Origin of the sequence: Niabella drilacis (assembly GCF_900101395.1) — a bacterium.
Classification (GTDB): Bacteria; Bacteroidota; Bacteroidia; order Chitinophagales; family Chitinophagaceae; genus Niabella; species Niabella drilacis.
Genome location: NZ_FMZO01000009.1, coordinates 49,243 through 64,845, shown reverse-complemented (window position 1 = coordinate 64,845; position 15,603 = coordinate 49,243). Strand labels below are relative to the sequence as shown.

Genomic DNA, 15,603 nt, shown 5'->3' with positions numbered 1-15,603 from the left:
TTGTGATCAGCGGTATGAACCATGAAACCGACTGCTAAGGGCTTAGGTGTCAGTAGAGCGACAAGTTGGAAGTGGTATCAATTGTATTCAAATCTATCGGCACTTCAACGAACTATTGTCTATCAGGGTGGTAAAATGGGATGGGCTTTCATCCGGAGCTTTTTCCAGACAGGATTCCGGGATTTAAAGTTTTTAAAGCCAAATTTGGCTCCCAGGCTATTGAGCCTACTTCCAATCCCATTGAGTTTGTGCTGGGGGCATTGCTTGGTCTGACAGAGAGAGTTACTCTTGCTTTAGCCGCTAAGGGGGGAGGAAACTATGCATATCGCTCGTTAACAAGTGCAAATGCTGAATCTTTAGCTGCTGGTAAAGGGATTTTTGCAAATGCACCAGGCGGATCTTGGACTTTAGAACAACATTTAATTCACGGGTCAAGTCCTAAATCATTTCTGAATAATCCTTGGATAGCTACATCAAGCGATATAAACGTGGCTAGATCTTTTTCCAGTGGAAATGGGTTAATTAGAATTGACTTATCTAAAATTTCAGCAAATTCTATGCAGAGGGGATGGATGAATTTACCAGGGTCATCAGCAGGCTATCACTATTCTATCTGGCAACAAGAGGTTTCAATTTTCGGACATATTCCACAAAATGCAATTAAAATTATCAAATAAAATGGAAGAAATAAGATTTTATAAAGTGAGTGAGCCTTATGGCTATTTTTCAAACTTTTCACCACACTCCATTTTTATTGACAACGAAAAATGGAATACAGTTGAGCATTATTTTCAAGCGAGTAAATTTAATGATAAGGAAATTAAGAAAAAGATTCAATTAATAGAATCGCCAATGCAAGCAGCAATCGAAGGAAGAGATAAAAAGAATATTCTTAGAGAAGATTGGGAGTTGGTAAAGGAGAATATTATGTATAAGGCTCTAAAATGTAAATTTACACAGCATCCTAAGTTAATGCACAACTTATTATCGACCAAAAATTGTATAATTATTGAACATACCGAGAATGATAATTATTGGGGAGACGGAGGAGATGGAAAGGGGAAAAATAAGTTGGGAGTTTTACTAATGCAAATTAGGGACGAGTTGTTGAAGCAAGTAGATGATGAGTTAATTGTTTTCCCACCTTGGATTGCTTTTCCAACTATAAGTCAGTATGATTTGTTCTGGAGAATGGGGTCAGGGGAAGAATATCTTACTCAATGGTCAAAATATTATTTGGCCACAAATACGATTGATTACAGAAATAAGTATCCAGAAACAAAAGAATGGGAGGGTATTTACGATTAGATGAATAATTGCCGCTAAGGGGGAGGCTCATTAGTTAACCTGACCGAAGAAACATTTTCACAAGCCTTATTTAAAGGAGCAGAGAATGTTGGAGGCTATTCCGTTTATGGGACAAAGGGGTTAGTAGGAAGTACATTTAATAGAAACATTTTCTTGCTGGAGGCTTCGGGCAGTAAGAGCTTATCGGGATTTAGGTCTTTTGTTGGAAGTTTAGAAAGAGAAGCTTTAGGAACCGGTGCAAATAAAATATCTATTTACGGTTCATCTGTTATTAATAAAGGCTTTCTTAATCCTAACATAGCCAGGCGCTTTGGCTACTCTTTTGAGCAATTAGGGAGTGGAGTGTTTTTCCAAAAACTTTAAAATAAATCTATTATGAATACTACTGATAAATCGTCAACATATATATCAATTTTCAAAAGAAAAGGAGGTGAAGGTTTAACCACTAAAATTATTAAAGAAGCGGACAATAAAGATTATAATGGTTTGTTTGCTCAGTTAGAAAAAAATGAAGCCCCATTGCTTATTTACTTTTTAAACTTGCTGAATTGGTTTTTGCTTACTAATAATAGAATTTTGATGTGTAATGAGGGACAATCTATATTTTTATATCTTGCTGATATAATTGAAGTGCGCCCAGCGTTACAAGAGGAAATGAATGATAGGATTAGCGATAAACGAAAGTTTACCCGGTTAAAAATAAAAACGAAAAATGGGGATTATTTTATTTGTAAATTGGAGAAAGGGCAACCTTATGAAGGAATTTATCAGGTGTTACATTTTATAGCGACTAACAACATTAGGGAAAGCCGCTAAGGGGGTACTTAATTCAAATGAAATCCATTTCATGCAGAGTAGTATAAAAAATGCCACTGGCGAATTTACAGTCTTAGGAAATGCGCAAGCATTAAAATCAGGAGCATTAAATCCAGAAGTATTGAGAATGAATGTATGGAAAGATGCAGCGGGTAAAGTTTGGACACTTGACCATAGAAGATTGGCAGCATTTAGACTATCTGGTTTACAAGAAGCCCCAATTCAATGGGCAAATCCAAGTGGACAAATGTGGAAAATGACTACGACAAATGGTGGTAAGTCAATTTGGTTAAAATTTGGTGGCGGCAATGGTGCTACTGTTAGATAAAAACAACTGAATATGGGAAATTTAATTAAAAAAGTCGAGAACTTAAATACGAAAGAAGATTTTATCGCATTTCTTGAATTGCTAATTCAAGATTTAAGAAATAATCCTAATGAATGGGAAAATAAAAGTCTTGAATCATATTTGGAAGCTGCTGCAAGTTGGACGGAAGATATGGATGGATACTATCAAAATAATAATTTGCCTATACCTCAAAATGTGAATTGGAAAGTGTTTGCAAATATTTTAGTAGCGGCGAAAATGTATGAATAAAGAGAGTTGCCACTAAGGGGGTAGCACAAGCTGAAAGTAAAGTTTTTCTGGTTACTAAGGAAGGCGTTGTATTACCTAAAGGAGCAAAAATCCCAAGTGGATTTGTAGAGAATCCTTTCCGAAGTTCTAACTACGGAATAATAGAAAATGGAAAATTTGTTGAAAAGCTAAGAATTGACCCAGCAACACCGGCAGGTATGAAAGGTCCAAACTTCAGTCATTACCACCTAAATGGTAGCGGTAAACATTTGATAGGAGGTTGGCCTTGGTGGTAAACTATAAAAATGATAAAAATGAACTTTAATGATTTTTACTGGCATGATGCCATAATAAAAAATATACAAATTGATAGGAATAGCCCAGGTGTTAATGATGTTATCATATTTGACATCGAGTGGCCAGAGGAAAAAGGGAAAGCCAACTTTATTTTTGAAGAAGTTTATTGGGCTTCTATGAATCTGAATTTTGGGATAGTTGCAAATGAAACTATTTTAAGCGCATCTGAACTCGAAGAAAATGACCAAGATTTAAAAAGCCTTTACTCAAAGTGGAAAGGAGTAATTGATGATGTGAAATTGAAAGGTTATAAGTTTAGTTTGAACTCAACTGGAGGTGAGATAAAAATCATTGCAAAAAGGTTTAGAGAGGATAAGTAATAGTTGCCGCTGGGGGGGCAAGTTCAGGCGCTCAGTATTCTGTTGCTTTTGAAATGAAGTTAGCAAGTAGTTCTTATCCTGGGGTGTATCGAAGTGCTCACTTCCTTGAAGCAAATAAGGCGTTTAGTGCAACAATGGCAACTGATGCAAGGTTTGCTTCTTCAATGTCACAACTAGGAATAAATATTCCGCGTTCTTCAGTTGGAAGTATATTAGGGAAGTCTCCAACAGGCTGGGTTTGGCATCACGATATAAATGCAGGAGTAATGCAATTGGTCCCAAAAACACAGCATACACTAGGCAGTTCTTTTTGGAATACTTTGCATCCAGGAGGTAGAGGTGGTTTTTCAATTTGGGGAAAATAAAAGTAGTAAAATATGAAATTAACTGATTTAATTAAAGACATCGAAAACATAGACGAAGAGGCTATCATTTTTCAAGAAGATAGGGAGAATCCCAATTCTGATATTATACTTTCCTTTGCAGAAGAAGGGGACGAAGGAGTTAAAGAGGTAGAAGGTAGAAAATATTATTACCTAATCGAAGTCTTTTTGGCAAAAGAATTTGTAGAGGATTGGGCAGCGAGTTTAGGGCATGAACCAACCTTGGAGGAAAAGGTAAAACGATTGTATGATTATGCAATCAATGACGCATAATGTGTAAATCGTCAGCAAAAAAGTTTACCGTTTAGAGAGATTAGTTAAGGAGATTAATTAAGGAGAGATTAGTAAATTTATCTCATCATGGAAAGTCAAAAACAGGTCAAACAGACCCCGGAAAATTACATCAAAGAACTCCGTCGTAAGACAAGGCGGGTGTTCAGCACAGAACAAAAAATATCCATCGTAGTGGAAGGGATGCGTGCAGAAACATCTGTCAGGGAGATATGCCGTAAATATGGCATAGCAGAATCACTTTTTTATAAGTGGAACAAAGAGTTCTTTGAAGCTGGAAAGCAAAGGTTATCGGGCGATGAAGTACGTCAGGCTACCTCGGATGAAGTGCTGGAGCTTCGTAAAGAAAATGCAAGGCTCAAGGAAGCGCTTGCCGATCTGATGCTGCGCACTGATATCTTAAAAAAAACTATGCAATATTTAGGGTAAACGAAAAGCATAGAAAGTATATGAGATATACAGCAGCAGAAAAACTGGAGATCATCCGCCTGGTGTAAGGTTCAGATTTGGGTATCAACCGCACCTTGGAGGAACTGGGCATCCATAAGCGTACGTTCTACAACTGGTATCATCGTTATAGGCTGACAGGTGGCTTTACCGCTCCTGGGGCGGGTACAAACAGCAACAAACACCGTTGGAATCAAATACCCCAAGAGCAGAAAAACCTGATCATTGAACTGGCATTGAACCACCCTACATTCTCTCCCAGGGAACTGGCTATCAGGTTAAGCGATGAGCAGGGTGTTTTCGTCTCAGAATCAAGCGTGTACCGGCTTTTAAAGCAAAGAGGGTTGCTTACAGCTCCATCACACATCGTGATGCAGGCGGCAGATGAATTTAACAAGAAAACCTTGTTTCCGAATGAAATGTGGCAGACTGATTTTACATACTTCAAAGTCAAAGGCTGGGGTTGGTATTACCTGAGCACGGTTTTAGACGATTATAGCCGTTATATTATCCACTGGGAGCTGTGCACTACCATGCAGGCCGAAGACGTGAAAAGAACGGTGCTCCGGGCCATGGGAAAGGCGAACCTCAAAGAGGGGCAGCGGCCGAAGCTCCTGAGCGATAACGGCAGTTGTTATATCGCTGGTGAACTAAAGTCTTTTATGCAGGAAGAAGTAAAAATGAAACACATTCATGGCGCGCCTGCTCATCCGCAAACGCAAGGCAAAATAGAACGCTATCACAGAACCATGAAGAATGTGGTTAAACTCGAGCACTATTTTCTGCCTGAACATCTGATAGCAGCCATCGAGGAATTTGTGCGGTTCTACAACAAGCAGCGTTATCATGAATCACTGAATAACCTGACACCGGAGGACGTTTATTTGGGCCGGGGCGATCAGATCCTTCAGCAACGAAAAATCATCAAGGAACAGTCATTAAAAAACAGGTATTTTCTTTTTCAACAGCAAAAAACAAAAACAGCTTAATTTTTATTCTTTAACTTCAATCTCATGCCTGTAAGTCTCCTTTAAAATTTATGCTATACCGGTAAACTTTTCTTTGAAGACATACAATTAGTGGCTGGAAATTAAACCCTGCACAATTAAATAATGTTTTAACACGAGGAAGTTTAATAAATATGGAAAATAATAGAAATAACGAACGAATTGTGTCACTTCAGTTGAGTAATGACGAGGCAATAGTTTTGTTGGAATGGCTAATTAACTTCAATCAAGAAGAGCATAGTGGACTTTTTGAAGATCAATCCGAAAAGAGAGCTCTTTGGAATTTAGAAGCACTTTTAGAAAAAAATGTTACCGAGATACTTAATCCGGACTATTTGGAAATACTTGCCAAAGCTAGAGAAAGACTGAGAGATGACGCCTGACTCAATTAATACCCCTCTAGCTCAGGTCAGTAGCCGATGACTGTGCATGGCTGACCTGTGCTATTCTGTTACTGGTATTGTTGTTGTCAGTATCGCTGAGATGGAATGAAAATGGGAGCCTTCTCAGTGAGAACGACTCCAATATAATCAGCTATAATATCTTAAATTTACCGAAGCAAGTCAGTGTGACCGGCAAGGGTACGATCAGCTATCAGTATGATGCGGCGGGTACTAAGCTAAGCAAAACGGTAAACGAGACCGGCCAGCCGCAGAAAGTAACGACTTACCTGGACGGTTTGATCTTTGAAAATGATGTCTTGCAGCATATAGCTATGGAGGAGGGCCGTATCCGACCCAATGGGAGCAGTTTTGTATATGACTATTTCCTTAAAGACCACCTGGGGAATGTACGGATGATGATCGATGAGAGCGGGAACTTATTGGAGGAGACGCATTATTATCCGTTCGGGCTCTCCATGAAGGGGATAAGCTATCAGAATTCAAGTGTAGTTAGGAATAGGATAAAGTTTAATGGCTATGAAGAGCAAAAGAATGAGTTTAGCGATGGTAGCGGTTTAAATTGGTATGATTATAAAAATCGTTTTTACGATAATCAATTAGGTCGATTCTTTTGTGTTGATAGATTGGCAGAGAAATTCCCGTATTATACACCCTATCAATTTGCAGGAAACGAACCTACTGTTGCAATAGATTTAGATGGATTAGAACCTCTTTATATAATAGACTCTAAGAATCCGACTGATTATTCAAAAAAGGAAAATAGGCAAGCTGCAAAGCAAGCACTGCTCAAGTACTTGTCGGCGACTGATGCTAATGATGCTGCAGTACTAGCCACAATGGGAACCAGAGGAAGCAATAATGCGATAAATATTGATGGGACGCCCGCCACTGGTATTGATAAGGGTTTTGCTATTGTAGGAGTTGCTATCCCTTTTGTAAGTGGAAGTGCTCTTAAAAGTGTTTGGAAGGCTATTAAATTAGGAGCGGAGGGCACCCAGTTGTTAGAAAAAATCGCTGCCAAAGTTGGGCGAATCAGTACTGCATTGGATGAGAAGCATATTACTGCGGCTGTTAATGATATTCTTGGAAAGCCCGTTGTAATTAATGGAAAAGTATATGATCATCTTAAGGAAGTTGATAATGCTTTAACAGGGGTAGGAAATCAACTTGTTGAATTAAATAAGGTAATCGATTCAGGAGATTTGGGGAAAGATGCCCTTAAAGCAGCTCAGGATATGCGTAGCCAATTGCAAAAACAAAAAGATTCTATTACGGATATATTAAATAGAGCAAGAGAAAAAGCAAAAGAATTAGAAAATGGACACTAGTAAAAGTTTAGAAGAGCTTGAAGGTGAAGTTTGGAAGAATTATGAATTTCCAACAGAATTAGTGAGACGAAGTTACGAACTCAGAAAAATTCCTGTCGCTAACCTTGATATAGATGATTTGCGATTGTTAATTAGCCAGGAAATCGGCTTAAAATATCTTGTAACATTGGCTTTAAGTATTCTTTCTGACAATATTCTTGCGGAAGGTAATTATTATCCGGGGGACTTGCTTAAGAGTATTTTAGAGATACCTAAAGCTTTTTGGCAATCGGATAAATCGAGTTTGACTGAATTGTACTTAATTATCGATAAGAATATTTCTGCGATTAATAGTTCTGATATTATCGACGATTCTATAAAAAAAATGTTACTGACGGGGATAGATACTTTAAAGAAATAATATAGGGTTATGAACTCCCGCTCCTCGAGACATGTTGCTATCCGTAATACCGCTTATATGAGGCTTGTAGTCTCATACGATTAAATTATAGCCTTTGGCTATAATGGCAGTACTAAAAAGACAGTACCTGTGGTTATAATGGTGCTGTTTAATCCGATGACGAACCCTTACCAGCTAGGCAGCAATAAGCCGGCAAAGGGTAATGCCGGCAGTACCGGAGTTGCCAGCAGACAGACTTTAATGATGGCACTATCCATGAGCGGGATAAGCTACAAAAACGCAGCGGCAGTTGAGAACAAGTATAAATACAATAAAGGATCTGAATTACAGAATAAAGAATTTTCTGATGGTAGTGGGTTAGAGATGTACGTTACAAAATTTAGAACTCTTGATCCACAATTAAGCCGTTGGTGGCAGGTTGATCCCAAACCTGATTATGCGTTGAGTGTATATTCTTCAATGAGCAATAATCCTATTAGAAATAATGACCCTTTGGGCGATACTATTATAGTTAATAGAAGAGGGTATATTGTTAAACAATATGGGATAGATAATTTAGTTTTTTTACAAAAAGGGAAAAAGCTGACTCAAATAGGTGAGCTGGGTAAAACTATTAATGCTAACAAAATATTCAAGAATTTTCTTAATGCGAATATAACGTTTTCGAGAAAGCATTCTGACCCATTTGCATTCAGAAACCTTGTAAGAAATAAGGGTGAATGGGATTTGAAAAATAATAAGGGCACAATTTATGGGATTGCGAATAGTTTCGATAAGGGTAAAGAAATAAAAACTCAATTTTCTTTTCAAAGGGCAAATTATACTGCAGCAGATTTAGGTAATTATCATTATGGAGCAACTGGGAAGGCCTGGAATTTATTTGCGTTTGGTGAACACACACTATTAGAGAGTGCAGGGAACGCGCAAATCGCAGCGGGTACTTCAAAGCCCGAATGGCAAAAATATAAGATTGAATATCGAAACGCGGGTCATGGTGAACAATATGAGAAGAAAATTTCGCAACCGCCTTATGGAGATGACCCAGCGGATCAACAAATGATTATGAGAGGGTTTAAATATTATGATGCTAATAAAAATAACTTACAGGAGGAAGAGTAATTATGAAAAGAATAATACTTTTTTTTTCAATATCATTGCTGGCTCCAGCGTGTATTTCTTTTGAAAAAGACGAACGACTTTTGTCTATGCAGAAAAAAAGAATGGTGAGAAAATTGAAATATATTATGTAGGGCTGGGTGCTACAACTAATGATGTAATACAGGTCAGAAAGGACGGCTCAAATACTCCTTTGTGGGTAAGTGATAAATACAATTATTTAAAAGAAGCAAAACTAATCGATGATACTTCTCTACAGCTTATTTTAAGTGATACCGGATATCATAATAATGATGGTGTGAACGATACAATATTGGTGCATCTTAAATAGTGCCGCAGTTCTGTATTCCTTGCAGAGAAAGCTTTAGAAGCTATTATACTCAAGAGACTTGGAAAGATAAGAATAGCTAAAGGTGAAAGTAAAACCAGTCGGTCTATTGGTGCCGATATAAATAGAGCAGATAAGGCACTACAGTTTCGGGTGGATACAATGAAGTTGTTTAAACTTTTAATTTTTTGAGAGAATCTGGTGATAAAAGCGAGCCAATGCAATGCCATCCAGGTGAAGATTTTCTTCTGATACCGCACCAGTAGCGCTTTGTAGGCATCCAGCCAGGCATTGGCGTGTTCAATGTAAACAGCAGTACTGCGGCTACAGCCCCTCTAGTGCAGGTCAGTAGCCGATGACTGTGCATGGCTGACCTGTGCTATTCTGTTACTAGTATTGTTGTTGTCAGTATCGCTGGATGGAATGAAGATGGGAGCCTTCTTAATGAGAACAACAACTCCAATATTATCAGCTGTAATATCTTAAATTTACCGGAGCAAATTTCTGTGACCGGTAAAGGAACGGTCAGCTATTAGTATGATGCGACGGGTACTAAGTTAAGCAAAACGGTAAATGAAACCGGCCAGCCGCAGAAAGTAACGACTTACCTGGACGGTTTGATCTTTGAAAATGATGTCTTGCAGCATATAGCTATGGAGGAGGGCCGTATCCGGCTGAATGGGAGCAGTTTTGTATATGACTATTTCCTTAAAGACCACCTGGGGAATGTACGGATGATGACCGATGAGAGCGGGAACTTATTGGAGGAGACACATTATTATCCGTTTGGTTTGACAATGAAAGGGATATCATCGCAAAACGCGACAGCCAGTCTACAGAATAAGCACCTGTACAACGGAGAAGAGTTGCAAAGCAATTTAGGGTTGGATCAGTATGACTATGGAGCGCGATTTTATGATGCACAGATCGGACGGTGGCATGTGGCAGATCCAATGGCAGATCAAATGCGCCGATTCTCTCCATATAACTATGCTTTTAATAATCCTATTCGATTTATAGATCCGGATGGAATGGCTCCTGAGAGCTCATCTCGTGAGGCGATAATGGGACTTCTGACTTGGGCGAAGATGTCGGCGGCGATGGGTCGAGAGGAGGAAAGAGATGATTGGTATGCTACAAAAAATGAGAATGGGTCTACTTCAGTCGCCTGGTTTAGTGATACAGAGGAAAGCCTATCCTGGAATGGCCAGACCTGGAAAAATACGGGAGTAACGGATAGGGCCGATGAGCTTGGCGGTGAATTAGCGGGTGAGTCTATGTTTTATGTTGATTTTAGTAGGCTTTCTAGTACTATTGATAAACCTATTGCTGACAATTTAGTAAATAATAGTGCGACTCCCGCGATTGCTCCTGCTCTACCCGGATTTAGAGATCAGCTTTGGGTCACCCCCCCCTTGAAACTTTCATATGGGTACCCTGACATTGGATTGGCGCGGGCGGGTAGTCTATTAAAAGCGGGTAGCTTCTTAAAAGCTTCCAGGGGAGGCACAATAATTAAACAGACCTCAAAAAAAGCCGATTATTTATTTTTTAATTGAAGTGCTGCTATGAATTGGGGAATACAACAATTGGGACATAATACTGAGAAAATATATGATGCAAATGGTAAATGGATTGGATGGAGTAGCTCAAAAGGTAAGGTCTATTGGGGACATGGGGATTGGGGCAGAGGAGTTGGATCTTCTACTTTTCCGCATTTGAATTATAATATTGATGGTACTAAAGGGCATCTATTTCTTCAAAACAAAATACCAAATAGGGGGATGTGGGAGGATTTTGCAAATTATTTTGGAAAGTAAACTTATGCTGAATTTAAAATATATAGTTGAAAATAGTGGGGACTCAATTCTTGAAAATTATAATTATTCAGGAGGCGTGTTAATGATAAATCTATATTTAAGTGATCTTGAAAAAAAAGTCCTGATAGAGATCAGAACGGATGAAATGTCATTTAAAAACTACTACTTAGATCAGGCAGAAGAACTGTATAAAACTTGTAGAATAGAAGTTCAAGCGTTGTCTGACATCCTTTCTGTCGAAAACGGTATATATGTGCCTTCAGGTAACTTCGGAAAGTTTATGAACGAAAAAAAAACGAACCGTCATTTAGCTTACGGAGAAAAAATTACTGCAAAAAAATATATTTTTTCTTTGGTTGGCTATGATAGATTGATATCTTGTCTTGTGTTCGATTTGGATTGTATAACATTGTATGAAGTTGCTTCTACTAACGGATAAGTAAAACTACATATGATTTGTTTGAAAGGAATATCGACCCAGCAGTCAACAGTTGCATTACAAAACAAGCAACTATATAATGGAAGGGAGATGCAAAATGAATTGGGGCTGGATGATTATGGGACCAGAAAGTAAATCAAAATTTCTCACTCATTTTTTTTAATAAAAATGACAAACGCTGACAGTAGTAGTAGAATAATGGCAGATGTAAGCATGACTTTTCCAGAGTTTGAAATTCCAGAGGGTATGGAGGAGCTTCCCCTCTAGCGCAGGTCAGTAGCCGATGACTGTGCATGGCTGACCTGTGCTATTCTGTTACTAGTATTGTTGTTGTCAGTATCGCTGGATGGAATGAAAATGGGAGCCTTCTTAATGAGAAGAATAACTCCAATATTATCAGCTGTAATATCTTAAATTTACCCGAGCAAATTTCTGTTACCGGTAAAGGAACGGTCAGCTATCAGTATGATGCGGCGGGTACTAAGTTAAGCAAAACGGTAAATGAAACCGGCCAGCCGCAGAAGATAACGACTTTCACAATTTTAGCAAGCCGGTTTAAAAGCGCAATTGTTGAAATTTAGAGAAAAGTGGTCATTGTATGAGCGTTTAACCTGCTCATTGCCGTCTAAAAAAAGCAGCTCAGGAGAAAGGCAATGCCAAACCTCCGGCGTTTGTTCCCGGCTAAAGGAACAGTCTGCCCCTGTTATGGGTTCTCCTGGTACGGCCCGGCGCATCCCCGGACTATATGTGCCGGGAACCCCCATACTTTAACAATCGCCTGCCAGGCTTTTGCGCACGTCAGGGCAATACGAAGCAGGCCGTTGCAGCATTGTGCATCGCAGCAAACCTGCTCATTACGGCCAGCGCTGATGAACAGGCAGCACTATGATGATCCTAATAATATGTACCTGCAGATCAGGCTGTTTAATATGGCGGCTTTTATAAGACCGACATTATTCCGTACATTAAGCTTTCTCATTAAGTTCTGCCGGTGCGTATCTACCGTTCGTTTACTGAGATAGAGCTGGGATGCGATTTCCTTGGTTGTCAGCTCTTCCCCGATAAGGCGGAGGATCTCCATTTCTCTTTTTGACAGGGTGAAGGCCTGGGGGGCGCTCTCATTTCCGTTTTTGTATAAAGCAAGGATCGTCTTCGAAATAAACAGGTTGCCCGTGGCGCAGGAATCCAGCGCCGTTTCCAGGATGTCGGTCGTTAAATCATTGTAATCAATAAAACTCAGCAAATTGTAGTTGACAAGCGTGTTGATCGTGGGAAGTGTAAAGTTCTCAGAGATCAGAACAGTTCTGCTATTCAGGGGGTAGTGGTTATAAATGAATTTTAGCAGGTCACTGCAGTGTTTTGAAATGATCAGCGTAATATCGTTGCCGGATATCAGATGTGGAGCTGTCGTCCAGTTTTTAATGGTCACCGTCTCTCCAAGTGTTTTGAAGAGGATGGTGGAGAATTCTTTCGGTAGGTCGTAGTTGGTTAACGTTAAGGCACTCATGTTTTAGTGTATTTTGAGCCCTGGTATACGGGGAATAATTTTTCTACAAGTTATAACTCGTCAGAAGGGCTCGCTTTTTGAAATATTGTTTTAAAAGCAGTAGGTCTTTATCCGTGCTGTTTTATTACCGACAGCACTTTTTCTTTAAAGGGTTTTTATCTGGTATAGAATTTCATCACAATACTATTAAATACTATCAAAAGGAAAAATACGTATTTATACGTATTTTTTTGTTGCTTGTGGTTTTATAGGTTTGTAAAAGGCAATTGAGAAACATTGATGACGAACGGCAGCGGTTTCTTATTGGCCGTTCCAAACAGTTTGATTTTTTGATCCTGACGAATAATTTCCGATACTAAATGCCCAAAAACCTCCATATTCGTTCTTCCAAACGCTATGCTGCATTTACCCTTACCGAAGTACTGGTGGTGCTGATTATTATCGGCATCCTGGTATTGCTGGCGCTGCCCAGCCTGATGCCGCTGATCTCCAAGGCCAAGAGCACAGAGGCCAAGCTGCAGCTGGAGCATGTATACACCCTGGAGCGGTCTTATTTTTTTGAGAACTCTGTATATACCAATGATCTGAACGCTATTTCCTTTGAGCAGCAGCAGCTGACGACGAATGGCGGGCAGGCCAATTATAAAATAGAGATCATGGATGCCTCTCCCAAAGGGTTTAAGGCCCGGGCCACGGCTGTGGTGGATTTTGACGGGGATGGCACGTTTAACCAATGGGAAATTGATCATAACAAAAAACTGGTGGAGACCGTCCCCGACTAACGCTATGCAATTATTGAGCCTTCTTTTATTAACGGCCGTTCTTACGGCAATGACGGTCCGGGATTTCCGGTTCCGGGCCATTGAAGGACATTATTACCTGCTGCTGACGGCAACAGTGGCTTTTTACACGGTGCTGCGCGCACCGGCCGGTGTACTGGTCGCCAATCTTTTGATCAATGCATTGCTGGTACTGCTTTTGATGGCGGGGCTGTGGGGCTATTTTAAAGCCCGGAAGGGCATTTCTTTACGGGAGCTTTTCGGTACCCAACTGGGTATAGGCGATCTGCTCTTTTGGGTGATTACCGCGCCGCTCTTTGCCCCCCTTAATTTTATTTCCTGGATGACCGGTTCGTTACTGGTTATCCTGCTGGTATATGGGGCCGTTCAGGTAACAGGAAGCCGGCAACAGCCCCGGGCCACCATTCCGCTGGCAGGCATGCAGGCCTTGCTGCTGGGGCTGCTGCTCGGGGCGAACCAGTGGGTGTTCCACTATGACTTTTTTGAAGAACCATTGCTGTTAACCGCAGGCGGTACATTATTATGAATACAACAGCCGACATATCGAAGCTGATCACGCCGGAGCTGGCCTGGAAATACCATACGGCATTTGCGGGTTTCGAAAACGGGGTATTGCTGCTGTGGGCAGATGCCGCTGCGGCAGAAACGGAGCTGGACCGGCACCGGGAGGAGCTGGAATGGATCACCGGTTACCCGGTACGTTTTGAAAAACTGGATACCGCGGCGCTTACCCAAAAGATCAGTGCCGCCTATGCTAAAAAAGATACAACCGACCAGCGGGGACAGCATAATTTTTATACGGGGCACCCAGACCATTTTTTGAATGATCTGATCGCAGAAGCAAAAAGCCTGAAGAGCAGCGATATTCATATCGAGACCTACGAGCATGATTGCCGGGTGCGCATCCGGGTGGATGGGCTGCTGGTGCTGCGCTACCTGATCGAAAAAAAACAGTACCCTGCCCTGATCAATAAGATAAAGATCAGCGCCAACCTGGACATCGCCGAAAAGCGGCTGCCCCAGGACGGGCGGATCTTCTTCCAGAAGGGGATTGATAAGTTTGATATCCGGGTTTCGATCGTGCCTACGCTGCATGGTGAAAAAGTGGTGCTGCGGTTGCTCAGCAATGATGCCACCGACATCCGGCTGGAGACCCTGGGCTTTTCAGACAATGACCTGGACAATTACCTGGAGGGGCTCAAGAAACCCTATGGTATTGTGCTGATCAGCGGTCCTACCGGCTCGGGCAAAACAACCACCCTGTATGCCACGTTAAAACTGCTGAACCTTTCCACCAGGAATATCCTGACCATCGAGGATCCCATCGAGTATACCTTAAAAGGGATCAACCAGGTACAGGTAAAAGAGAATATCGGCCTGAGCTTTTCGGTGGCATTGCGTACCTTCCTGCGGCAGGATCCGGATGTGATCATGCTGGGTGAGATCCGGGATGCGGAAACCGCCAATATGGCGATACGGGCGGCACTAACAGGGCACCTGGTATTGTCTACCATCCATACCAACTCGGCCTGGGGCACGGTGTCGCGTCTCATCGATATGAACATTCCTTCGTTCCTGATCGCCAATACCCTCAATACCTCGGTGGCCCAGCGGCTGGTGCGGTTACTGTGCCCGGACTGTAAACGGGAAGCCCCCTTTTTACCTGCTTTCTTTCCCAAAAACTACCGGCCGCCACAGGTGCTGCAAACCCACTGGGTGCCGGGAGGCTGTAGTCATTGTTATAATACGGGTTACCGCAGGCGTAAGGCCATTTATGAAGTGATCCCCGTAGATGCGGAGCTGGCGGATAAAATAAAAAAAGGCAGTTCGCGGGTGGACGAGCTTTTAAAAACAAAACAAATAAAAACATTAGCGGATAACGCTTTTGAGTTACTAAAGACGGGGGAAACCTCCCTGGAGGAAGTGTATCCCATGTTACTGAACTAAGCGCCCCG

20 protein-coding genes and 1 pseudogene are annotated in these 15,603 nt (G+C 41.0%); 20 read left to right on the top strand and 1 reads right to left on the bottom strand.

Features of this window, described 5'->3' with window-relative positions; genetic code table 11:
* The first annotated feature begins 140 nt into the window (after positions 1-140).
* From BLS44_RS15885 to BLS44_RS15805, 17 genes and pseudogenes are all read left to right on the top strand, one after another.
* A complete protein-coding gene (locus tag BLS44_RS15885) occupies positions 141-677 on the top strand; it encodes a hypothetical protein (protein ID WP_090391210.1) in 537 nt (178 codons plus the stop codon).
* Positions 655-1,308: an NADAR family protein gene (locus tag BLS44_RS15880; protein WP_218127766.1), complete on the top strand. Its 654-nt coding sequence runs from the start codon at positions 655-657 to the stop codon at positions 1,306-1,308. The genes BLS44_RS15885 and BLS44_RS15880 overlap by 23 nt, the downstream gene beginning before the upstream one ends.
* A gap of 375 nt (positions 1,309-1,683) precedes the next feature.
* Positions 1,684-2,124, top strand: coding sequence for a hypothetical protein (locus BLS44_RS15875; protein WP_090391209.1), 441 nt, complete (start codon positions 1,684-1,686; stop codon positions 2,122-2,124).
* A 31-nt stretch (positions 2,125-2,155) separates the two neighbouring features.
* Positions 2,156-2,452 carry a hypothetical protein gene (locus BLS44_RS15870; RefSeq protein WP_090391208.1) on the top strand — a complete coding sequence of 99 codons (297 nt, stop codon included), beginning with the start codon at positions 2,156-2,158 and terminating at the stop codon, positions 2,450-2,452.
* 12 nt (positions 2,453-2,464) lie between these two features.
* Positions 2,465-2,722, top strand: a complete 258-nt coding sequence (locus tag BLS44_RS15865; RefSeq protein WP_090391207.1) for a DUF7660 family protein — start codon at positions 2,465-2,467, stop codon at positions 2,720-2,722.
* 293 nt (positions 2,723-3,015) lie between these two features.
* Positions 3,016-3,378: a hypothetical protein gene (locus BLS44_RS15860; protein ID WP_143019806.1), complete on the top strand. Its 363-nt coding sequence runs from the start codon at positions 3,016-3,018 to the stop codon at positions 3,376-3,378.
* 53 nt (positions 3,379-3,431) lie between these two features.
* Positions 3,432-3,743, top strand: a complete 312-nt coding sequence (locus BLS44_RS15855) for an HNH endonuclease (RefSeq protein WP_090391205.1) — start codon at positions 3,432-3,434, stop codon at positions 3,741-3,743.
* Between the two features lie 12 nt (positions 3,744-3,755).
* Entirely contained in the window at positions 3,756-4,034 is a 279-nt protein-coding gene (locus BLS44_RS15850; RefSeq protein WP_090391204.1) for a hypothetical protein, read from the top strand.
* Between the two features lie 84 nt (positions 4,035-4,118).
* Positions 4,119-5,488 (top strand): annotated as a pseudogene (locus tag BLS44_RS15845) (IS3 family transposase).
* 152 nt (positions 5,489-5,640) lie between these two features.
* Positions 5,641-5,889, top strand: coding sequence for a hypothetical protein (locus BLS44_RS15840; RefSeq protein WP_090391203.1), 249 nt, complete (start codon positions 5,641-5,643; stop codon positions 5,887-5,889).
* Positions 5,890-5,972: 83 nt separating this feature from the next.
* Positions 5,973-7,238, top strand: a complete 1,266-nt coding sequence (locus BLS44_RS15835; protein WP_090391202.1) for an RHS repeat-associated core domain-containing protein — start codon at positions 5,973-5,975, stop codon at positions 7,236-7,238.
* Entirely contained in the window at positions 7,228-7,638 is a 411-nt protein-coding gene (locus tag BLS44_RS15830) for a contact-dependent growth inhibition system immunity protein (RefSeq protein ID WP_090391201.1), read from the top strand. The genes BLS44_RS15835 and BLS44_RS15830 overlap by 11 nt, the downstream gene beginning before the upstream one ends.
* Before the next feature lie 156 nt (positions 7,639-7,794).
* A complete protein-coding gene (locus BLS44_RS15825; RefSeq protein ID WP_176954452.1) occupies positions 7,795-8,757 on the top strand; it encodes a polymorphic toxin type 44 domain-containing protein in 963 nt (320 codons plus the stop codon).
* A gap of 942 nt (positions 8,758-9,699) precedes the next feature.
* Positions 9,700-10,641 carry an RHS repeat domain-containing protein gene (locus BLS44_RS15820; RefSeq protein ID WP_143019805.1) on the top strand — a complete coding sequence of 314 codons (942 nt, stop codon included), beginning with the start codon at positions 9,700-9,702 and terminating at the stop codon, positions 10,639-10,641.
* Between the two features lie 9 nt (positions 10,642-10,650).
* A complete protein-coding gene (locus tag BLS44_RS15815) occupies positions 10,651-10,902 on the top strand; it encodes a hypothetical protein (RefSeq protein ID WP_090391199.1) in 252 nt (83 codons plus the stop codon).
* Between the two features lie 4 nt (positions 10,903-10,906).
* Positions 10,907-11,341, top strand: coding sequence for a hypothetical protein (locus BLS44_RS15810; RefSeq protein WP_090391198.1), 435 nt, complete (start codon positions 10,907-10,909; stop codon positions 11,339-11,341).
* 293 nt (positions 11,342-11,634) lie between these two features.
* Positions 11,635-11,922, top strand: a complete 288-nt coding sequence (locus tag BLS44_RS15805; protein WP_090391197.1) for a hypothetical protein — start codon at positions 11,635-11,637, stop codon at positions 11,920-11,922.
* Positions 11,923-12,224: 302 nt separating this feature from the next.
* Here BLS44_RS15805 and BLS44_RS15800 read toward each other — a convergent pair whose 3' ends face one another.
* A complete protein-coding gene (locus BLS44_RS15800; protein WP_090391196.1) occupies positions 12,225-12,848 on the bottom strand; it encodes a helix-turn-helix transcriptional regulator in 624 nt (207 codons plus the stop codon).
* Between the two features lie 359 nt (positions 12,849-13,207).
* On the opposite strand from BLS44_RS15800, the gene BLS44_RS15795 reads away from it, so the two are divergent.
* Genes BLS44_RS15795 through BLS44_RS15785 form a run of 3 tightly spaced genes read left to right on the top strand, consistent with a single transcriptional unit; the run spans position 13,208 to position 15,595 of the window.
* Positions 13,208-13,630, top strand: coding sequence for a prepilin-type N-terminal cleavage/methylation domain-containing protein (locus BLS44_RS15795; protein WP_090391195.1), 423 nt, complete (start codon positions 13,208-13,210; stop codon positions 13,628-13,630).
* Positions 13,590-14,174, top strand: a complete 585-nt coding sequence (locus tag BLS44_RS15790; RefSeq protein ID WP_176954451.1) for a hypothetical protein — start codon at positions 13,590-13,592, stop codon at positions 14,172-14,174. The genes BLS44_RS15795 and BLS44_RS15790 overlap by 41 nt, the downstream gene beginning before the upstream one ends.
* Entirely contained in the window at positions 14,171-15,595 is a 1,425-nt protein-coding gene (locus BLS44_RS15785; RefSeq protein WP_090391193.1) for a GspE/PulE family protein, read from the top strand. The genes BLS44_RS15790 and BLS44_RS15785 overlap by 4 nt, the downstream gene beginning before the upstream one ends.
* Positions 15,596-15,603 lie beyond the last annotated feature (8 nt).